At 45.9% G+C, this 21,817-nt stretch carries 18 protein-coding genes and 1 tRNA gene; 8 read left to right on the top strand and 11 right to left on the bottom strand.

The window, feature by feature from the left end; translation table 11 throughout:
• Positions 1-172: 172 nt before the first annotated feature.
• Both DWY57_RS11495 and DWY57_RS11490 read right to left on the bottom strand, forming a co-directional pair.
• A complete protein-coding gene (locus DWY57_RS11495) occupies positions 173-3,097 on the bottom strand; it encodes a TonB-dependent receptor (protein WP_117599294.1) in 2,925 nt (974 codons plus the stop codon).
• Between the two features lie 108 nt (positions 3,098-3,205).
• Positions 3,206-3,619 carry a hypothetical protein gene (locus DWY57_RS11490; protein ID WP_016274145.1) on the bottom strand — a complete coding sequence of 138 codons (414 nt, stop codon included), beginning with the start codon at positions 3,617-3,619 and terminating at the stop codon, positions 3,206-3,208.
• A 207-nt stretch (positions 3,620-3,826) separates the two neighbouring features.
• Between DWY57_RS11490 and aroB the strand changes: the two genes are divergently transcribed.
• Positions 3,827-4,888: a 3-dehydroquinate synthase gene (gene aroB, locus DWY57_RS11485; protein ID WP_117974686.1), complete on the top strand. Its 1,062-nt coding sequence runs from the start codon at positions 3,827-3,829 to the stop codon at positions 4,886-4,888.
• Positions 4,889-4,939: 51 nt separating this feature from the next.
• Here aroB and DWY57_RS11480 read toward each other — a convergent pair whose 3' ends face one another.
• A complete protein-coding gene (locus DWY57_RS11480; RefSeq protein ID WP_008665685.1) occupies positions 4,940-5,470 on the bottom strand; it encodes an HU family DNA-binding protein in 531 nt (176 codons plus the stop codon).
• Between the two features lie 373 nt (positions 5,471-5,843).
• Here DWY57_RS11480 and DWY57_RS11475 point away from each other — a divergent pair, with 373 nt between their 5' ends.
• Positions 5,844-6,593 carry a NigD-like protein gene (locus DWY57_RS11475; protein ID WP_165491384.1) on the top strand — a complete coding sequence of 250 codons (750 nt, stop codon included), beginning with the start codon at positions 5,844-5,846 and terminating at the stop codon, positions 6,591-6,593.
• A gap of 593 nt (positions 6,594-7,186) precedes the next feature.
• On the opposite strand, the gene DWY57_RS11465 is transcribed toward DWY57_RS11475, so the two are convergent.
• From DWY57_RS11465 to DWY57_RS11430, 8 genes are all read right to left on the bottom strand, one after another.
• Positions 7,187-7,804 carry a hypothetical protein gene (locus DWY57_RS11465; RefSeq protein WP_055288477.1) on the bottom strand — a complete coding sequence of 206 codons (618 nt, stop codon included), beginning with the start codon at positions 7,802-7,804 and terminating at the stop codon, positions 7,187-7,189.
• Positions 7,805-7,825: 21 nt separating this feature from the next.
• Positions 7,826-8,350 carry a hypothetical protein gene (locus tag DWY57_RS11460; RefSeq protein ID WP_055288478.1) on the bottom strand — a complete coding sequence of 175 codons (525 nt, stop codon included), beginning with the start codon at positions 8,348-8,350 and terminating at the stop codon, positions 7,826-7,828.
• Between the two features lie 18 nt (positions 8,351-8,368).
• A complete protein-coding gene (locus DWY57_RS11455) occupies positions 8,369-8,692 on the bottom strand; it encodes a hypothetical protein (protein ID WP_119961779.1) in 324 nt (107 codons plus the stop codon).
• A 36-nt stretch (positions 8,693-8,728) separates the two neighbouring features.
• The gene (locus tag DWY57_RS11450; RefSeq protein WP_055288480.1) at positions 8,729-9,181 is read right to left on the bottom strand and encodes a hypothetical protein; all 453 of its coding nucleotides are present in this window, start codon (positions 9,179-9,181) and stop codon (positions 8,729-8,731) included.
• A gap of 960 nt (positions 9,182-10,141) precedes the next feature.
• Positions 10,142-11,146, bottom strand: a complete 1,005-nt coding sequence (locus DWY57_RS11445; protein ID WP_005835136.1) for a phage/plasmid replication protein — start codon at positions 11,144-11,146, stop codon at positions 10,142-10,144.
• A 51-nt stretch (positions 11,147-11,197) separates the two neighbouring features.
• Entirely contained in the window at positions 11,198-11,521 is a 324-nt protein-coding gene (locus DWY57_RS11440; RefSeq protein WP_005835135.1) for a helix-turn-helix domain-containing protein, read from the bottom strand.
• A 147-nt stretch (positions 11,522-11,668) separates the two neighbouring features.
• Positions 11,669-12,463 carry a hypothetical protein gene (locus tag DWY57_RS11435; protein ID WP_005835134.1) on the bottom strand — a complete coding sequence of 265 codons (795 nt, stop codon included), beginning with the start codon at positions 12,461-12,463 and terminating at the stop codon, positions 11,669-11,671.
• Between the two features lie 6 nt (positions 12,464-12,469).
• Positions 12,470-13,738, bottom strand: coding sequence for a site-specific integrase (locus DWY57_RS11430; protein ID WP_055288506.1), 1,269 nt, complete (start codon positions 13,736-13,738; stop codon positions 12,470-12,472).
• Between the two features lie 338 nt (positions 13,739-14,076).
• Here DWY57_RS11430 and DWY57_RS11425 point away from each other — a divergent pair.
• The 6 genes from DWY57_RS11425 to DWY57_RS11400 all read left to right on the top strand — a co-directional run bounded on the left by DWY57_RS11425 (position 14,077) and on the right by DWY57_RS11400 (position 21,817).
• Positions 14,077-14,150: transfer RNA gene (locus DWY57_RS11425), tRNA-Pro, on the top strand.
• A 199-nt stretch (positions 14,151-14,349) separates the two neighbouring features.
• Entirely contained in the window at positions 14,350-15,129 is a 780-nt protein-coding gene (locus DWY57_RS11420; RefSeq protein WP_119961778.1) for a DnaJ domain-containing protein, read from the top strand.
• A 76-nt stretch (positions 15,130-15,205) separates the two neighbouring features.
• Positions 15,206-18,478: a S41 family peptidase gene (locus DWY57_RS11415; protein WP_119961777.1), complete on the top strand. Its 3,273-nt coding sequence runs from the start codon at positions 15,206-15,208 to the stop codon at positions 18,476-18,478.
• A 167-nt stretch (positions 18,479-18,645) separates the two neighbouring features.
• Positions 18,646-20,244: a TrkA C-terminal domain-containing protein gene (locus tag DWY57_RS11410; RefSeq protein ID WP_117599288.1), complete on the top strand. Its 1,599-nt coding sequence runs from the start codon at positions 18,646-18,648 to the stop codon at positions 20,242-20,244.
• Between the two features lie 3 nt (positions 20,245-20,247).
• Positions 20,248-21,237 (top strand): aminodeoxychorismate synthase component I, encoded by a 990-nt coding sequence (locus tag DWY57_RS11405; protein WP_117964905.1) that lies wholly within the window; start codon positions 20,248-20,250, stop codon positions 21,235-21,237.
• Positions 21,221-21,817 carry an aminotransferase class IV family protein gene (locus DWY57_RS11400; protein ID WP_117964907.1) on the top strand — a complete coding sequence of 199 codons (597 nt, stop codon included), beginning with the start codon at positions 21,221-21,223 and terminating at the stop codon, positions 21,815-21,817. The genes DWY57_RS11405 and DWY57_RS11400 overlap by 17 nt, the downstream gene beginning before the upstream one ends.

The following is a 21,817-nucleotide window of genomic DNA, read 5'->3' as shown; positions in this document are numbered from 1 at the left end:
CAGACAATTAAGTGTGAAACAAATGTAGGAAAAAGAAATGAAGTACAAAAAATGAAATGAAAGAAAAAGAAAAGGAAAATCACAAAGACACAGAGATACAGAGAGCTTATATAATATAAAGAATAAGCTCTGTGCCTCTGTGTCTTTTACAAACCTTATACAGAAAAGGATTTTAGAACGGCCTATGCCCTCCGAAACGGCCAGGACCATGCCCCGGACCAAAGCCCGGACCACCGAAGCCACGTCGACCCTGCATCTTGTCGCGTGCGGCCTTGCTGCCGAAAATATTCAGACGATAGATGAAGTGAAGCATGCAATAGCTGTTCACGCCGTTATATTCGTACACCGAGCGACCGCTTGCAGTCAGCGAACGACTGATGTTGCTCTGCCTCTTCAGAATGTCGTACATCTCGAAGCTGACAGTGGCATTTCCTTTCAGAAAAGTCTGCGACAACTGCGCATTCCAGATAAGCTCATTACGGTTCATACTACTGTCCGTATATCCGCGACGGCTCTGATTGGCAATGTTGGTAGAGAGCGTCATGTTCCACGGCATGGAAATCTGCGTATTGGCACCGTAGGAGAAGGTATAGGGCTCCTGGTTATTGTCAGGCGTCAGTTTATCCTTCTCTATTGAATAGGAAATGCTTCCGTTCAAGCCGAATTCAAACCAGTCGTTACGATAGGCGGCATTCAGACGTTCGCCCAGCGTCAGGTTGGTGGTCGTATTCTTCCGTTCCACGGCATCTGCTCCCTTACCGGACGTCAGATAAGCCACATTGTTCTGATATCTGGCATTGGAGAAAGAACTGATGGTGTACTTCTTATTGGGCAGCGCTGTATTGAAGCCGAACAAGCCGAACGCATTCCAATTACCGTTGATATTCTTCGGAGTTGTAGTCCATCCACCGGTTTCCGAATTGTACACACGGCTGTTGCTGATGCTATTCTGCGTTGCCGAGAAATTGACGTGCGACATAATACCGCGTTGCTTTTCGGCATTATACGTATTATAGAAAAATCTCATGCTGTGCGTGAAGGAAGGCTTCAAGCCCGGATTACCGATACGCACATTCTGCGGATTGGAGTTGTCCACAATCGGCAACAGATTCTCCATACTCGGTTGGCTGCTACGCCCGCGGTATGTTATACGCAGCTGGCTCACTTTGGAGAAACGGAGGCGCAAGTCCAGGTTCGGAGCGAAGTTGAACACATTGCGGGTGGTATCAATCATATAGTCGCCACGTTTATAGGACAACACAGAATGTTGCGGCTGAAACGACATACCTGCGCTCAGCTGATACTTCTCGCGGATAAAGCGCAAGGACACGGATGCATCGTGGTTGTAGTAGCGATATTCCGCATACTTACCCAGACTGTCCACCGCATGCTCTTCATATCCCGTGGGAAGCTGGGTTGACAATCCCCAATCCGGAAAGCCCTGCAAATCGTACGTCGTCTTGTCACTCTCACTGTACTTGTACTGGAACTGATAGCTGAATTGCAGGAAAGTGGCACGGGCTATCGGTTCGCTGTAAGTCAGCTGTGCACTGTAATTGTAGTTCTTGGTAGGAGTAGTGATGTACTGGTTACGTACCAAGATGGAGTCTCCTCCCAAAGCATTCAACAACTGGAAGTAGTGCGTTTCCGACTCCGTATACTGGTTGTTGTCAGTATTGGTATAACCGAACCTTCCACGGAACGTGACATTGCGTCCTTTGTCATTCAGCTTTCTGTTCAACTGCAAGGTTGCATCCGTAGACACACTCTTATTGTCACTCAGCGAACCGCTATTGATGGCATTTATACGGATACTTCTCAACGGGTCATCGTCCGGATTGAGAATCTTCTCCAGATTCAGCCAGTTATTGGGGTCGCTCACCAGACTGTAAGGGTCGGAATTGAACGTACCGTTCTCAGAATTGGAGAGATTGTCCGTTTTACCATACGAGAAGTTGGGGCGGAAAATAATATTCGTCATCGAATCCGGCTTCCACTCCATACGGAAATCGGCATTGAAATTCTTGGCTTTGTTACGTTGCTTGCTGTTCGAGTTGGAGTAAGAGTTGCCGTCCGGCAGAAAGTCCTCGGTAGAGCCAATGCTTGCAATGTCCCCATCCTGATAGTTGTAGCGTGCACTACCACCCAGTTCCAGTTTATCGGTCTGGGTAGCGAAGTTTACACCCAGCATTTTCGTTGCAGTAAGTCCGTTGTTCCTGCGCCAGCGCGGAGGACCGCCACCGCCTGAAAAGCCTTGGTCGTTCACGTTATTGGCAGAGCCAATAAGAGTAACTTGAGTATTTTCAACAAGACGGTTCAGCATAACACGTCCCATGTAGCGGTCTTCCGTACCTCCGGCCACATCGGCATTACCGAACCACCCCTGGTTCATGCCTTTCTTTACGGTCAGGTCGAGCACCGTCTCCTCCTCACCGTCGTCAATACCGGTGATACGTGCCAAATCGGACTTCTTGTCGTAGGTTTTCAGCTTCTCTATCATATCTACCGGCAGATTCTTCAAACCGGTCTTTACGTCTCCACCAAAGAACTCCTTCCCGTCGACCATAATCTTCGACAAGTCCTTACCGTTGATTTTCACATTCCCCTCGTCATCAATCTCCGCACCGGGCAACTTCTTCACCAGCTCTTCGAGCATGGCTCCCTCGGGGGTACGATAAGCAGAGGAATTATAGACCAATGTATCTTCCACCACCTGCACTTGCGGCGCTTCTGCCGTAACCACAGCCTCGGCCAGCATCACCGCATCCGTTTCCAGTGCCAGGGTACCCACGTTCTTGGCGGTTGTCGTGGCATAAAGATGTAAAGGGATGTACCGGCTCTTGAACCCGATATAAGAAACCTTTAGCACGTATTTACCCGCACTGACTTTGGGAAGAGTGAAATAACCTTGTGCCGTAGTAGCCGTACCCGATGCCTGGACACTGTCTGGCAACAAAAGCAACTGCACGGTAGCTTGTATCGCGGGCTCCTTGGTGTCCTCCACGACACGGCCCGATACCGTAATGTTTTTGGTCTGTGAGAATGCAGACAGCGTTGTTACCAACAGCAACGCCATTCCCGTGATAATTTTCTTCATGTGTCTATTCTTTGTCTATTCTTAAATGAACAATGCCTTTTATTCACTGTTTCATTTGACAGACTTCCGGGCAAAAGGTTTAATGCCCCACATGACGATTTGCTCCGTTTATCGACTATTCCGCTTAAATAATCTATCAACTGTCGCTTTCTTTATACCAAATTCCAAGCAAAGCACATTCAATATAAGAAATATGAGAAAAGAAGAAGAATCGACCGAAAGGAGGTCACCCTGCGCCACCCGGTAGAGCATACCGCCGAAGATAAAAAGAACGGTCAGAAAGATGGCATTGCGCGTGGCCTTGTTGCGCACCTGCTCTATCTCCTTATTCTCGTTCTTCGTCAAGGCAAAGATTATCATCAGTGCCCCCATCATCATCAGGAGTTTGGAGCATTCCTTGTAAAACAGCAAGTTGGCATCTGTCACTTTTCCCCACAATAGGAATATGAAAGGGAGGAACAACGCCAAAGCTATGATGAAATAACCCAGCGGACGGCAATAAACGGGAAGTAATGCTCTCATTTCTATCAATCAATTACAAATTACTAATTACAAATAGTGGGAGGCAGATGACGGAAACGCCTTGCCACCCATAGAATTTCACGGGACAAAGATAACGTTTTATTGCCAAAAGAGCTATCTTTGTGCCACAATATAATGAAGAAGGCCCCCTTTCCTTCATAATCCGTAACATCAGTAATTGGTAATTCGTAATTTGTAATTAACAAGATGAGTAAACAAGAAGTAATCCTTTGCGAAGGACTGGCAAACAGCCTGACGCATGCCATAGCGAAGTGTCCCCATGACAAGCTTTTCATCCTTACCGACGAGCATACCCACCGCCTCTGCCGCCCGCATCTGGACGGTATCCCCGCCTTGGAAGAAGCGGAAGAAATTATTATCGGTGCAGAAGACGTACACAAGAATCTGGAAACGCTGGCTGCCGTATGGCAAGCCCTGAGTGAGAAAGGGGCCAGCCGCCACTCCCTGCTCATCAACCTGGGCGGTGGCATGGTGACCGACCTTGGCGGTTTTGCCGCTTCCACCTTCAAGCGGGGCATCGCCTACATCAACGTTCCCACTACGCTGCTCGCCATGGTCGACGCTTCCGTGGGAGGCAAGACGGGCATCAACTTCAACGGTCTGAAGAATGAAATCGGCGTCTTTGCTCCTGCCGCCTGCGTGCTGCTGGAAACCGAGTTCCTGCGCAGCCTCGATGCCCATAACTTCTTCTCCGGCTATGCGGAGATGCTGAAGCACGGCCTCATCAGTACCCCGGAACATCTGGCGGAACTGCTGGCCTTCGATACGGAGAAGATAGATTATGCCTTGCTGAAGTCCATGGTAGGACGTTCCGTGCAGGTAAAGGAACACATCGTAGAAGAAGACCCGCAGGAACATGGCATCCGCAAAGCCCTGAACCTGGGGCACACCGTGGGACACGCCTTCGAAAGCCTCGCCCTTGCCGAAAACCGTCCGGTGCTGCACGGCTATGCAGTGGCATGGGGGCTGGTCTGCGAACTATACCTTTCTTATATAAAGACCGGATTCCCGAAGGACAAGATGCGCCAGACCATCCAATTCGTCAAAGAGAATTATGGCAGCTTCTCCTTCAACTGCAAACAGTACGACCAGCTGTACGAACTGATGAAGCATGACAAGAAGAATACCGCCGGAGTCATCAACTTCACCCTATTGAAAGAAGTGGGTAACATCTGTCTCAACCAGACGGCAGACAAGGATACTATCTTCGAGATGTTCGACTTTTATAGGGAGTGCATGGGAGCATAGCACTCCCGGCAAGGAGAGACAGTATTCTCTGAATTCTTCCACATTCATCGCTCACTCCTCCCCCGAAAAGTCCTCCGTATCATTTTCCATCCCAACCGGGTCTTCATCCGGAATTCCCGTCTTTCCCTCGGCCCGCTCCTTTCGCAGCGTTTCCGGCCGCAACATATCGTGAGGGAAATATCGGCTAAGCGGATAACGGTAGAAATCCATCCCGCTGTTCAGCCTCGCCACCAGCGACTTATCCGGACGAAAATAGACACGAGATAAGCGCACCTTGCCCGGCATCACATCGTCGGGATGCTCAAACCCGTCACTCGTCACCGCCACATGGAAGGAACCCAGCCCCTTAATGGTCACCGACTCTCCCTCCATCAGCGCTTCCTCTATAAACTTCGGCAAATCTATCAATACACTCTGCACGTCTCCCGAACTCATCCCTTTTCTGGATGCCATACGCTGCGCCAGCAGCTCTGCCGTCACACCTCCACGCCGCTGTAACACACGCTGCACAGCATAATAGAGTTGCTTCACCCCTTCCGCCGTGCGGAAAACCTTCTTTCGAACCAAATAGACTATACTCATACTCTTTTCACAATGAACATAATGTTTCTTACTGCAACCAGACTGCCGACACCCCACCCGAAGTTTACTTCCCCTCAACAGAAAGCCAGTTTCCATACGGCCTGACAGCTATTCCCCAACATGCACGAGATGCACATCTCATGCAGTTCGAGACATACATCTCAACACACGCGAGATGTGCATCTCATACAGCAAAGATAATCATATTCCACCTGATATACAAATATCTTTCATGTATCGGGGAATAATGTTCCGCACCAGCTTACTCCGGCTCTTATCATTAATTAACAATGCCGCATGCAGGGTTTTCGCAAATATGCTATTTTTATAAAAGTGAAGCCTATTCCGAATGTTTAATTTAAAAGAGTACACTATGAAAATAAAGTCAATCTTTAACAAGAAAATTTTAATCGCTATTGCAACCATCAGTTCCTTAAGCCTCCAATCATGCCTGGACGACGATGATAATTATGCCATGAGATTCCCCAATGCCCTGGTAACGGTAAAGACCGATGCAGACCAGACAGTCTTTCTGCAATTGGATGACAAGACCACTCTGCTGCCTACCAACATGACGAAATCTCCCTATGGCGAAAAGGAAGTCCGCGCTTTGGTAAACTACAAGGAAGTGGACGAGCCCAGCGATATCTACACCCAAGCTGTACATATAAACTGGATAGACAGTATCCTTACCAAACCCATCGCCCCGGATTTGGGTGAAGAGAACGATACCGTATACGGCACCGACCCGGTGGAAATTGTGAACGATTGGGTGACCATTGCAGAAGACGGTTATCTAACCCTTCGCTTTAGAACTCAGCAAGGAGACTATCAAACAAAGCACTTTGTCAATCTGCTGCTGAGCGAGAATCCGGAAAACCCGTATGAAGTAGAATTCCGCCACAATGCCAAGGGCGATATTTACGGCAGGTATGCGGACGGTCTGGTTGCTTTCAAGTTGGATGCCCTGCCTGATACAGAAGGCAAGACCGTTAAATTGAAACTGAAATGGAAATCATTCAGCGGCGAAAAGTCTGCGGAATTCGATTATTGTACCCGGAAATCCGTAACGCCCGAAAGTCCGGCTGTCACTTCCGTAAGAAATAGCCTAAACCTGCAATAACTTCATTCAAAGTATGCCTGCCCGCTCAAAGCCATTGCCTTGCGAAGCAGGCATACAAGTAAAAAGAGAGTAGGGCACGTTGGCCGAAAGCCTTGAAACTGCAAAATATAGGTTCATTCAATAAAAAAAGCACTATAAATATTTGCTATTTTAAAATAAAGCCGTACATTTGCACCCGCAATTCGGGATGTAGCTCAGCCCGGTAGAGTACGCGTCTGGGGGAAACAAAGAGCTAATTTTCAAGAACTTAATATTACTTTCAGATATAGAAGGAGTTAGAACAATCTGTTCATCTCCTTTTTCTTTTTTATATACAACTTTTCTAAAACAATCATTACAAATTAATGAAAATCGATACAAATCAACTCCGAAACAAACCATAATATCATTTATTTTAGTACACTATAAAGTTCGGACATTCTTTAACCGCGGACAACAAAGCAGACCATTATTTACAACGCGGTTCTTCAATGTAAATCCCCATATATCCAGAACACACAATATTATCTTCCTTATAGTGGCAAGCCATATATAAAAAGAATGCCATTCAACAAAATAGTCAAACGGCATTCAACCTTTTATAATTAAATTATTTATCGAGAGCTTATTTTCTGCTCCAATACAAACAGCTCCCTTTTAATTTCAATTAGAAATTTAATATCCTCAATATCATTAGAAATCATTTTTGTAATTTCTTCTAATATAGAATTTCTCACCTTTATATCTATCAAAGCTGGAAGAATTCTCTTTATATATTTAACTCTATCGGCTATCTCGTAATTTTCAAGCAGGTCAACCCCATAATCTCTAAACATATAGAACATATATTGTTCTACCATATCAAAATCACCCTCTTCTACATACTTATCCAAGATACTAATTATATATTGTTCTGCCAAAGACAACTCTATTTCATACCCAGTTTCTATATAATCTTTTGATAATTTCTCTTTGTACTTCTTCACTCCAAGAGAAATTTTCCGTTGAAGCTTCTTTTCCTCCCTCAAAACATCTTTCAGACAATCTTTCAAGTCTTTTATATTTTGTTCGTTTTTATTGGAATAAAAATTCTCAACATTACTAATTACATTGTCAACCATTTCATCAGTTGCTTTTTTCCTCTCTTCCTCAGTAGGAGTATGAATAATACTCATTGTACTGCAGTCATTCCACCGAGAACTAACTAAATGTTTTTCTTCTTTACTATTCATTCTTATAAAGAAACAAAAAAATCAATAATTTAATTTCAAAAAATAAGGACACATAGGAAGATTTTCCATCCAAAAATCTATCCTATATTTCACTCCAACATAAGCTGACCAACTAACATTAGGATGAAGCTGAATTGTTTCTCCTACTTGCAATTTATTAACATTAAGAAATGTATAATCTGCCTTTACAACTTCATCAGTCTTCAAATCTGTTACTTTATATGTCAATTTTAAAGATAATTGTTTACTATCACCAATTATACGATTACTCACATTTTTTAATTTGAAAATCCAATCATTATGGTACTTATCATAATTCACTTTTAAAACTTGTAAACCATATTCAGCATAAAGTCTATCCTTTATACTATCATTAGCAACTAAAATAGTATCACTGTAGCTTAAAGACTCTTTTTCTGAGACTTCTGTAGGTGAATTACTTGTGTCGGGATTCAAAAACAACAAGCTCAATAATATTGCAAACAAAATCGTTCCAATAAAAAACCATGGAACTTTCACTTCTTCTTTATTATTACTTTCCGACATAATAAACTTAAAAAATAATTATTTCACATCAGTAGATTTCACTCTTTCATCTCTTTTTACAGCTATTCTTTCATCAGCCTCACGAATTATGCGTTCATCCTCAGTCTCTTTACTAAACTGTTTTTTTACTTCTTCAACAGAGTCTGCCCATGCAGGTTCATCATTACTCTTTCCAAGACAATGTACCATTATCGCACCAAACAAAGGAGAAAAAAGAAGAGACAAAACTATCCACCCAATCTCACTTCTACCAAATGCTCTAGCAGTACTACCTACTTCAGCACTTAACCCAACCCATACAACAAGAAGTACAAGAAAAAACAATATTCCCAATATTTCCATAACCTAATCTTTAAAAATTAAATTCCATATAGTTGGCTATATTATTTGTTCACCATATGTAACATTCCCACTTTTAATAGAAGAATTCAACAGCTCCCAACGATTTTTATATCCTTCAATATCTTTTTTAAATATATCAACATGATTACTTTTAAATTTTTTCCGTTTTTCTACCACATATGAACTAGGAACTATATAAAAATCAGGCAGTGTAGGAGTACCTTCAATTTCAAATTTTTTATTATATATCACAAATATAACATAGTGGTTATCTTTTGCCTCCACATTACCTACGGGAATAGAATCATATTCACGAACAGATTTTACATCAATCGAGACAGCAGTTTTATCATCCCTCATTATCCAAATATCAACACTTTTCTTATTTCCCATTGTTATATAAGCCTCATAATTCAACCGATACAACATGGACAACACCAAATACTCACTAGCAATTCCAGTATTAAAGCCGTTCTTTTTAGTCGCCATAATCCCAATATTTGTTCATATTAATACTCAATGCACTATACTAACACACTGTATATAGCACATTTATACCTTATGAAGAACAAATATATTTAATTATTTTTGACTGACCAAATATTTATTACATAATCTTTTATAAAGTAGTGAAAGCGTAACAACACAATGAACACCAATATAAATAAAGTACACAGACAACATGTTCATCCTATTCCAGCATTTATATAAACCTTACTTCCCCACGTCTTTTCTGTACCAATAGGGGATGATTTCTTAGCTTTCTCTATAATTTCGTCCATAAATTGTTGTTCAATATTTAGATTTGTTGTATCTTTAGGAATTAAAAGAGAGCTTTCAGAGCTAAAAACAGTTAATGACTGACCCCTGTCTGTTTCAGAATTACCAGGAAGTGTGTAATCGAAGCTCTTTTTTAATTTATCTTCTTGGTTAATTATATTTAACTCTGTATTCCTTTCGTTGGTGTTCTCAAATTTTCTTATGACATTTACATCAGAAGAGCAGCTTCGCCCACTCTCTTCTTTATTAAAAGAGTCGATGAAAGCAGGAGAGGTTTTATACCGGAACGGATTCAGGCCATGCTGAAAGACGGAGTCGTCAGGAGTCGTACGACCGAGACTCTTTTCTAAAGCAGTTTCTTCGGAGACTGCTTTTCTTTTTCACAGAAGCTTTACGGACTTTCATCAAATCTAGCTTAAATTTCAATATTTAAATCTTTCATAATAAAATCCATTACAAATAGGAGGTCTTGCTCTGCAATGACACAAAACCTCCTTCCTAATGTAACAACAACCAATACCTTGCCCATTTCAACTCACCTGCATAATTGAAATTGTTATTGATTATATAAAAGCATTTTTACGCGTTTTATTTCATTATCAATAACAGACCTACTGAGGAACCCGACTTCAATATATACCATGCAGAAAAACGAATATAAACCATATTCTAACTGGGCATTCCAGTCACTCCTCTATCCACCCACCTATTCAATCTTTCCAAACGCTCAGGAGCAACATCATATCTACTTCTTAACTTGACATATGCATGCTCTATTTTAGAGGTCAGCTCATCTATCATGGAAGCTGCATTAAGTGAATCAATCCCCACATTTTTAGCCTTCGCCAACACCTCCTTTATATCATACTTGTTCTTGCTACTAATATCCCGTCTGATAAAAGCTTCTTCCAGCATATCATACACATTGAACTGATTCATGCAATAAGCAACACATGCAAGCTCAAAAGCCTTTTTACTATTGAACATACAATAAGAAAGCTCTATATCATATGTCTTTTGTATATCCATATAACAATCATACCATTTTTTCAGTACCAACAAACAAAAGGACGTAGTATATAAATCCTCTCCACGGATTGTCCTACCGAAAATGGACTTGACCTTCTTGAATCTGAATTCATACCTTAGCACATTCAAATCCTCAAAATCCTCAAGCCCCTGCTTTATATCATCCGTCCTTTTACAACTTTTCATTTCAGCTATCTTATCATAAAACACCATCTGACAATCATGCTTGCTAAAATACAAAGTCTCTTTCTTTATATGAGCACTATAGAAACCATCCGAATACAACAACCTACGCATATATAACCAAGGCATATGCTTCACACGGAAATTGAAAGCAACATCCAAACGCTGTACCACAGCCTTTTCAATAGGGACACCAAGAGCCACACTCAATGCCTTAACCCCACTTCTAATTTCCCATATCCCTAAAGGCTTTGCATAATTATTACCCAATACCCACTTAGTCAGACTACCTTCTACCACCAAAGTAGTTCCCCTAACTTCTACCCGCATGTTCCTCAGATAGCCGACAACCCTATTCTCTGAACATACACTCACAACAATTCTGCAAGGAATCTCTTCCATGAAACTAATTTCATTATTCAAGTCCTTTTCGGACAACACAATTTTTATTGAGTCATACATTACTGCCTCCTTTTTTAAATTGTTATTATTTTAATTATATTATTCATATTATTATAAAGCATCCTGCGCATCGAGGTATTCATCAACCGTCCCTATAGAATGCCTCAGTATCCAATTTTCTATTTCAGAACGCCTAAACCGCAGAACACTCCTCCTCCTTAAAGTAGATTTATAGAAAGGAATCTCCTTATTCGACGTTTTTTTATAAACCGTGTGTTTAGAAAGCCCCGTTATTTTACACACTTCGTCAATTCCAATAATTTCAGTACTAGAACTCTTCATATTACCAAAATAGGAATTCAGAACCTCACCAATCAATTTCTTCAGTTCATCAACAGTCAAACCATTTATTTGTATTTCTTTTTTCTTTCCCATATTTTTTAATTTTGACACAAAATAAAGGAATAAAAAAGAGACATACAAATTTAAAATGCGACATAAAGCACAACAACAATCGGCATACACTATTGATTACCAATATCATATACCGATTTAAAAAGTCGCAAAGTCATAAATTTACGTCTAGGCAGTCTGTGCAAGGAGTAGTTTTAATTCATTCTTACAGTCATCATATGAAGGCACTCTATTATGAGAAGCCAAATTCAATTCCTTACCTTCATTATCACTAAAATATTGATTTACTAAAACTGCTGAAAAACCACCCGTCAAAACTTCAACAACAACTCGTAAACAAGCTTTAGCTCCACGTTTTCTTGTATTAAATTTTATTTTCTGCGTAACATCCAAGCCGCAAGCCCTAAACACCTTACGAAAATTCAATTTCTCATTTTTAGAAGGGTCAATCCATTCCTCCTTACACAAATAATCATAAACAGCATCCAATTGCATATCCGAATAGGCGCTGTACATTTTCTGGTTTCCTATTCGTTTCTGACTATCTTTCAACAATTTCAAATAAGTAATCAAATTAGCATTCTCTAGATATAAATAATCATTCAGTAAATGTCCAAGATAATTCCAGTCTTGCCGAATTCGAATCCCCATCGGAGAATCCTCCTCAATATTGAATTTGCCAATCATTCGACGTACATCATCAAGAGTAACACCTAATTTTTCTAAAACATAAAAACCTTGTCTCCAGGCCTCAACTTCATTCTCCTCCGTTATTTTTCCATAATGTCCATAACGCGTATCCAAAAGTTTCTCAACACGTTCTATTTGCCTATCCAGCAAATCCCTATCATATGAAGTGGTTCTTTTAATATAGCTTTCCATCTCCGCAACGTCAAAACAACCCTTTGCCCGTATCAGCTTATTCAAAAAGTTCTCAATACTCTCTTCTTTTTTCTTTCTCATGCCCTTTTATAAATTTACGTTAATTTTATACAATGAATTTATTGTCATTTTCTCTATTTCAACATCACCGAAACTATCCAAATAAGTATTGGTAGTCTCCAGGTCTTTATGTCCCATTACCTGACTTATCATTTCACGAGGAACACCGTTAGTCTGTAGGGTCATAGCCATGGAATGTCTACTCACATAGCTTGTTAATTTCTCTGTAAATCCAAGCTCCTCGCCGATTTCTTTTAAACGCTCATTATAGCGTGCCAGTCTACGACGCAAATGGTCATAAAGCTTCTCACCATCATAGTCTTTCGACACTAGAGGAAGAAGATAATCACCTACAAGAACACTGTTGGACTTGAACCACAGAAGCAGATTATTCAGTTCATCAGTCATGGGTATTCGAATGAATTTGGCATTCTTACTGTGTTCCGTCTTATGCCTTTTATATATAATATGTACAGAAGTACCCTCCACTCTTATATTCCCTTTCCTCAGATTAGCCATATCAATGAAACTCATCCCATAACAGAAATAAGAAAACAGAAACAAGCGCCTTGCAATTTCCTTGGGCTTGTTCTCAAACTGCCGGTTCATCAATCTCAGCAGATATTCTTGAGGCAAATACCGCTTACGGGTCTCTTCTTCCAATGCGGAAATACAAAAACCACCTTTACCGAAAGGATAAGAAGTCGAAGAACATTCCTTAGCAACGATAGCACGATTCAATATTGCCCTTAACGTCTTCATATCGTGCTTACGGGTGTTGCCGCACCACCCTTTCTTTTCCATAAAAGAATTATAGGCGGAAACATACTTGATGTCTATCTCTTGAAAATAACGTGTGGACAGCTTCTTGTCGAACAATTTCATATTACAGATGACCTTTTCCCACACTTTTGCATTACCGATATGTCCCGTTTCTTTCATATCTTTAATACACAACAATGCGAAATCCAAGAACTTTCCCTTCTTATCCTTATATAGGAAAGCATCCTCGAATTGATTCAGCGTCCAATCAATCCTATCAAACTCAAAATGGCGCTCGACTTCTTGAGCGCGTGCCAGCAGTTGAACTATTCGCGCATTGAATTCCTTATAATTAGGACAGACACGCTTATCACATCTGAAACGTTCACCAATAACGTCCCATTCCTCCTTCTTGGAGTAAAGCCCCAGTGAAATATACTTGGCTTTCATGTTCTTTATGATTCTCAATGAAACCGGATAGGTTCCATCCTTCCTCCTATTAGAGGAATGCAAAAGCACTTTAAATGTTGCCATATTATAAATATTAAAGTGCAGCAAAAATATAGGGTTATTTCTCAAAAGAAGAAAAATAGGTTTATAAAAATATCGCCTATTTAATACTGATTAACAGAAGAAAATATATACCTAATTTCTGCCACGTTTTCTCCCTAAAACTTTCCTAAAATATTAAAGTAGACTGTATATAAACAAATACAAACAACAATCAACATCACAGCAGCTGATAATCAACTACAAAACAACAAGTTACGCATATCAAAAGAAAAAAAACTCATTATTAATACAAAAAAAGAGGAAGAAAATTTGCAGAATCCCCATAAATACGTACCTTTGCACCGCAATTCAAAGAAAGACGGGATGTAGCTCAGCCCGGTAGAGTACGCGTCTGGGGGGCGTGTGGTCGCAAGTTCGAATCTTGTCATCCCGACTGTTGAGCATTAAGGAGTTAAGTCTAAGACTTAACTCCTTAATTTTTATAGTATTTCTTAATGACAGACTTGCTGCCATGAATATGCTGAATATGTACAAAAAGAAGACGGTGCTATTCGCTTCAGTGGGAATAGCCCATCAAATTACTGGAATTCTCGTAAGAAATCTCTATTTTTGCACTTTAAACAAGAAAAATTATGGGAGCAGCTAAATGGATAGGCGGCATCATCGGTTTCATGGCCGGAGGACCGCTGGGAGCCTTGGCAGGTTTTGTATTCGGTTCACTGTTCGACACCGATTCAAATGACGCAGGCAGTTATTATGGAGAAGAACCAACGCGCGGCACTACCTATACCGGGCAACGGAACAGTTTCCTCTTCTCCATGCTCGTGATGGCTTCGTACATTATCCGTGCAGACGGGCGCATCATGCATAGTGAAATGGAATTCGTCCGCCGCTTTCTGAGAAGCACATTCGGTGAGGCTGCCGTGGGCGAGGGAGAACGAATACTGCTCAACCTCTTCGAACAGCGCAAGCAGATGGACAGACAAAACCCACTGGCATTTAAAAACACCATCCGTGACTGTGGAACGCAGATTGCCGCCAACCTGACATACGAGGAACGCTTGCAACTGCTGGTATTCTTGGTAGAAATTGCCAAAAGCGACGGACACGTCTGCAACGAGGAGATAGAAGCCTTGAAAGAAGTGGCCATGTACATGGGACTATCCGTCAAGGAAGTGGAATCCATGCTCAACCTGGGCGGCAGCTCACTGAACGAGGCCTATAAAGTACTTGAAATTGAACCTACCGCCACCAATGACGAAGTGCGTGCCGCTTACCGCCGCCTAGCCTTGAAACACCATCCCGACCGGGTGGCAACGCTGGGCGAAGACATCAAGAAAGCCGCAGAAGAGAAGTTCCAAAGCATCAACAATGCCAAAGAACAGATATACAAGGCACGAGGTATGAAATGACATACCTCGTGCCTTGCCTTGTGGACAGCATCATGACGTTTATAAACATTCTATATTAACATCAACCCACACATTTATGAAGAAAACCCTTGCAATCCTTGCACTAGGCCTTACTGCCATTGCCGGACATGCCGCCACGCCGCTCTGGATGCGCGATGTGCAAATTTCTCCCGACGGTACGGAAATCGCATTCTGCTACAAAGGAGACATCTACAAGGTGCCTGCCAAAGGTGGAACCGCCACACAGCTTACTACCCAAGAGAGCTACGAATGTACCCCCATATGGTCGCCGGACGGCAAACAGATTGCCTTTGCCAGCGACAGATACGGCAACTTCGACGTATTCGTGATGCCGGCAGACGGCGGAACCGCCCAACGGCTCACTACCCACTCCACCGGTGAGATACCCTCCACATTCACTCCGGACGGAAAGTATATCTTGTTTTCCGCCTCCATCCAGGACCCGGCAAGCAGCGCTCTTTTCCCCACGTCGGCCATGACCGAGCTTTACAAAGTACCTGCAACGGGAGGGCGTACGGAACAAGTGCTGGGCACCCCTGCCGAAGCGGTCTGCTTCGACAAGGCGGGCCAGCAGTTCCTCTACCAAGACCGCAAGGGATTTGAAGATGAATGGAGAAAGCACCACACCTCCTCCATCACCCGCGACATCTGGCTGTATGATGCAAAGACGGGTATCCATACCAACCTCACCGACCGCGCGGGCGAAGACCGCAACCCGGTGTTGTCACCCGATGGAAGAACGGTTTACTTTCTGAGTGAGAGAAACGGCGGCTCATTCAACGTGTATGCCTTCCCGCTGGCACAGCCCCGAGAGGTGAAGCCCATCACCAGCTTCAAGACACATCCCGTGCGCTTTCTCTCCATGAGTGACGGCGGGACGTTGTGCTACGGTTACGACGGCGAAATCTATACCCAGCAGCCGGATGCCACCCCGAAGAAAGTCGCCATAGAAATTGTGCGCGATGACCGGCCGCAATTCGCCAACCTGCAGTCTTCCGACGGAGCCACTTCTGCCGTTGTGTCCCCGGACGGAAAGCAGATTGCCTTCACGCTGCGCGGCGAAGTCTTTGTCACTTCGGCAGACTATGCCACTACCAAGCAGGTGACACACACACCGGCACGCGAAGCGGGCCTCTCCTTTGCGCCAGACAACCGCACCCTGGCCTACGCCAGCGAGCGAGGCGGCAACTGGCAGCTCTACCTTGCCAAGATAGCCCGCAAGGAAGACCCTAACTTCCCGAACGCCACGCTGATTGAAGAAGAAGTGCTGCTGCCCTCCACCACCGTGGAACGTGCCCATCCGCAATTCTCGCCCGACGGTAAGGAACTCGCCTTTATCGAAGACCGCATCCGGCTGATGGTGCTCAATCTGGAAACGAAGAAGGTGCGCCAGATTACGGACGGCTCCACCTGGTACAGCACCGGCGGAGGATTTGACTACGCATGGTCGCCGGACGGCAAGTGGTTTACACTTGAGTTCACCGGCAACAAGCACGACCCCTACTCCGACATCGGCCTGGTCAGCGCAGAGGGAGGCAAAGACATCATCAACCTCACCAATAGCGGCTACATGAGCGGCTATCCCCGCTTTGCGCTGGACGGCAACGCCATCCTCTTCACCACCGAACGCTACGGCATGCGTGCCCACGCCTCATGGGGCTCGCTGAACGACGCCATGCTCGTCTTCCTCAACCAAGACGCCTACGACAAATACTGTCTGAGCAAAGAAGACTACGAGCTGCACAAGGAGCTGGAGAAGGAGCAGAAGAAGTCTGCCGGGAAGGACACCCCCCAAGGCAAAAACAAGGATAAAAAGAAGAAAGACGACAAGAAAGACAGCAATGCTGACGAAAAAGATGACCAGCCGAAAGACATCGTCGTAGAGCTGAAAGGCATCGAAGACCGTGTGGTGCGCCTCACCCCGAACTCTTCCGACATGGGCAGCACCATCATCTCCAAGGATGGCGAGACACTCTACTACCTGGCAGCCTTCGAAGGTGGCTACGACCTCTGGAAGATGAACCTCCGCAAGAAGGAAACCAAACTGCTGCACAAGATGGATGCCGGATGGGCAGACATGCAGCTGGACAAGGACGGTAAAAACCTCTTCCTGCTGGGCAGCCGTAAGATGCAGAAAATGGACACTTCATCCGATGCGCTGACCCCCATCACCTTCCAGGTAGATGCCAAGATGGATTTGGCTGCGGAGCGCGAATACATGTTCGACCACGTGTACCGCCAGCAGCAGAAGCGATTCTATAATACCAATATGCACGGAGTGGACTGGGAGAAGATGACCGCCGCCTATCGCCGCTTCCTGCCCCATATCGACAACAATTATGACTTTGCCGAACTGCTGAGCGAATGGCTGGGCGAGCTGAACGTATCTCACACCGGCGGCCGTTTCTATCCCAAAGGGCAGTCCGAGCCTACTGCCAGTCTGGGACTGTTCTTCGACTGGAACTACACGGGCCGGGGCATGCTCATTGCCGAAGTAGTAGAGAAAGGCCCCTTCGACACAGCCAACACCCGGGTGAAAGCCGGCACAGTCATCGAAAAGATAGACGGCGTGGAAATCACCCCCGATGCGGACTATTACACGCTGCTCAACAACAAGGCACGGAAGAAAACACTTGTTTCTCTCTTCGACCCGCAGACCAAGGAGCACTGGGAAGAGGTCATTATCCCCATTACGAACGGTGCGTTCAGCGATTTACTCTACAGCCGCTGGGTGAAACAGCGCGCGGCAGACGTTGACCGATGGTCGGGTGGCCGATTGGGTTACGTGCACATTGAGTCTATGGGAGACGACAGTTTCCGTTCTGTCTACTCGGACATCCTGGGCAAGTACAACAACCGCGAAGGCATCGTCATCGACACCCGTTTCAATGGCGGCGGACGCTTGCACGAGGATATAGAAATACTTTTCAGCGGACAGAAATACTTCACCCAGGTGGTGCGCGGCCGCGAGGCGTGCGACATGCCCAGCCGCCGCTGGAACAAACCCTCCATCATGGTGATGTGCGAGGCCAACTACTCCAATGCGCACGGCACGCCGTGGGTATACAGCCACCGCGGCATCGGCAAGCTGGTAGGTATGCCCGTGCCGGGAACCATGACCAGCGTGTCGTGGGAGCGCCTGCAAGACCCGTCATTGGTATTCGGCATCCCCGTCGTAGGCTACCGCCTACCAGACGGCAGCTATCTGGAGAACTCGCAGCTGGAGCCGGACATCAAGGTAGCCAATTCACCCGAGACCATCGTGAAGGGAGAAGACACACAACTGAAAGCTGCCGTAGAGGAACTGCTGAAGGAACTCGAAAAATAAGTACCGCCCTGCCCCACGCAGGAATACCGGCCATATAGGCCAATATATATTAAGGAGTTAAACCGTGGTTTAACTCCTTAATATATACCACAAGAAAACAATGCCTTTTTCTATCTCACTTTTTTGCACTATCTTTGTGGCATAAACTCCTAACTCTTTAACTGATTATGTTTGCTGACTTGTTAAACTCCTCCTATTTCGCGCTCTTTCTTATTGTGGCTTTAGGCTTCATGTTGGGAAGAATCAAGATTAAAGGGCTTTCACTCGACGTCTCCGCTGTCATCTTCATTGCCCTGCTGTTCGGACACTTCGGCGTCATCATCCCCAAAGAGTTAGGCAACTTCGGACTGGTGCTGTTTATCTTCACCATCGGTATCCAGGCCGGTCCCGGATTCTTCGACTCCTTCCGGAGCAAGGGCAAGACACTTATCGTCATCACCCTGCTCATCATCTGTTCTGCCGCCCTCACAGCCGTAGGATTGAAGTACGCTTTCGATATAGACACACCCAGCGTGGTCGGTCTCATAGCCGGCGCGCTGACCAGTACGCCGGGACTCGCCGTAGCCATCGACAGCACCCACTCTCCGCTAGCCTCCATCGCCTACGGTATCGCCTATCCCTTCGGTGTCATCGGCGTCATCCTCTTCGTCAAGCTGCTGCCCCGCATTATGCGCATCGACCTCGACAAGGAGGCGCGCCGACTGGAGAAGGAACGCCGCAGCCAGTTCCCGGAACTGACAACCTGCCTGTTCCGTGTAACCAACCCCGCCGTCTTCGACCGGAGCCTGATGCAAATCAATGCGCGCGCCATGACCGGAGCTGTCATCTCACGCCATAAGCACAATGAGCAGATAGCCATCCCCACCGCCCAGACCATACTTCACGAGGGAGACTACATACAAGCCGTGGGCAGCGAAGAGGCCTTGAACCAGCTCGCCGTCCTCGTGGGCCAGCGCGAAGAAGGCGAACTGCCACTCGTAGACATGCAGGAGATTGAATCTCTACTGCTCACCAAGAAGGACATGATAAACAAACAACTGGGCGACCTCAACCTGATGAAGAACTTCGGCTGTACCGTCACCCGCGTCCGCCGAAGCGGTATCGACCTCTCCCCCTCGCCAGATCTGGCACTGAAGTTCGGCGACAAGCTGATGGTGGTAGGCGAGAAAGACGGTATTAAAGGCGTGGCACGCCTGCTGGGCAACGACAACAAGCAACTGTCCGACACCGACTTCTTTCCCATCGCCCTGGGTATCGTGCTGGGCGTGCTCTTCGGCAAGCTGAACATCTCCTTCTCGGACAGTCTGTCGTTCTCACCGGGACTGACGGGAGGCATCCTCATGGTGGCCCTCTTCCTCAGTGCCATCGGAAAGACCGGTCCCATTCTGTGGTCTATGTCCGGCCCAGCCAACCAACTGCTGCGCCAGCTGGGACTGCTGCTCTTCCTGGCCGAAGTGGGAACCTCGGCAGGACGGAACCTGGTAGCCACATTCCAGGAAAGCGGCTGGCTCTTGTTCGGCGTAGGTGCCGCCATCACGCTGGTACCCATGCTGGTGGCCGTCATCGTCGGACTGTTCGTATTCAAGATAAACATTCTCGACCTGCTGGGCACCATCACCGGTGGCATGACCAGCACGCCCGGCCTTGCCGCCGCCGACTCCATGACGGACAGCAACATACCGAGCGTAGCCTATGCCACGGTATATCCCATTGCAATGGTATTCCTCATTCTGATAATCCAGGTGATATCCTCTGCAGTCTACTGATATATGAAAACTTACAACCGAACAGAAGCTATCGCCCGCATGAACGCACTGGCCGGGGACAATGTGCCCTTCCTCTTCATCGTAGACTACGCACAAGAGCAGTCGCACGTAGAGCCCCTCGACCAGATAAATCCCGCCACTTGCCTTTTCCAATTCCCGAAGGCAGGCAACGTGGGGGTAGCTGCAACAGCCGCCCGATACGCCGGTCTTATTCAGTGGGACATCACTCCCCCTTCCCCCGCCGCATACAAACACTCGTTTGACCTCGTGAAGCAAAATCTACTGGCGGGCAACAGCTACTTGACAAACCTCACCTGCCGGGTGCCCGTCAGCACCAATCTGACAATGGACGAAATATTCCTCCACTCCGAAGCCTTGTACAAGCTGTGGCTGAAAGACCGATTCGTCTGCTTCTCCCCCGAAATCTTTGTCCGCATAGAGAAGGGCAAGATAAAGTCCTTCCCCATGAAAGGCACCATCGACGCTACCCTGCCTGATGCGGAACAGCTTTTGATGCAGGATGCCAAAGAGGCCGCCGAGCACGCCACCATCGTCGACCTGATACGCAACGACCTAAGTATGGTATCAGAGCACGTAGAGGTAACCTCCTACCGATACATAGACCGCCTGCAAACCAACAAAGGCCCCATCCTCCAGACCAGCTCCGAAATATGCGGGACCCTCCCCGAAGATTATACCGCACACATCGGCGACATCCTCTTCCGCCTGCTTCCCGCCGGTTCCATCACCGGTGCCCCCAAGCCCAAAACCGTGGAAATCATTGCCGAAGCCGAAGATTACGAACGGGGCTTCTACACCGGCATCATGGGGCATTATGCCGATGGACAGCTGGACAGCGCAGTCATGATACGCTTCATCGAGCAGGAAAACGGCCGGCTCCACTTCAAGGCAGGAGGCGGCATCACCGCCAAAAGCCGGTGGGAAAGCGAATACAACGAAGTAATACAGAAAATATATGTGCCTATTTATTGAAACCATACGCATCGACCACGGAAAAGCCTGCAACCTTTCCCGCCACAATCGGAGGCTGAACGATACCCGCGCCCACTTCTGGCCGGAAAGTACACCGCTACAACTGCGTGACCATTTGTCGTCTCTCGGCTGCGAGGCAGGTATCGTCAAGGCACGCGTAGTGTATGGTGAGAAAGGTATTGAAGATGTCAGCTACTCCCCCTACACCATGCGGCACGTGCATTCGCTGGCACTGATACAGGCAGACCACATCGACTACACCTACAAAAGCGCCGGACGCGAACCGCTGAACCGCCTCTTTGCCCTGCGCGACGCATGCGACGACATTCTGATTGTGAAACAAGGCCTGCTGACAGACACCTCCATCGCCAACATCGCCCTTTCCGACGGCACCCACTGGTACACGCCGGCACATCCCCTGCTGAAAGGAACCAAACGGGCAGCCTTGCTGGAAGAAGGAATCTTGCAGGAAAAAGACATCAGACCGGAAGACTTGCCTTCATTCTCTACCGTCAGACTATTCAATGCCATGATTGACTGGGGAGAACTGGAGCTCCCCGTACGGAACATCATCCCATAG

Source organism: Bacteroides sp. AF25-5LB (genome assembly GCF_003602965.1).
Lineage (GTDB): Bacteria > Bacteroidota > Bacteroidia > Bacteroidales > Bacteroidaceae > Bacteroides > Bacteroides uniformis.
Note: the sequence above shows the minus strand (reverse complement) of the source record. Positions and strands in the feature narration are given on the sequence as shown.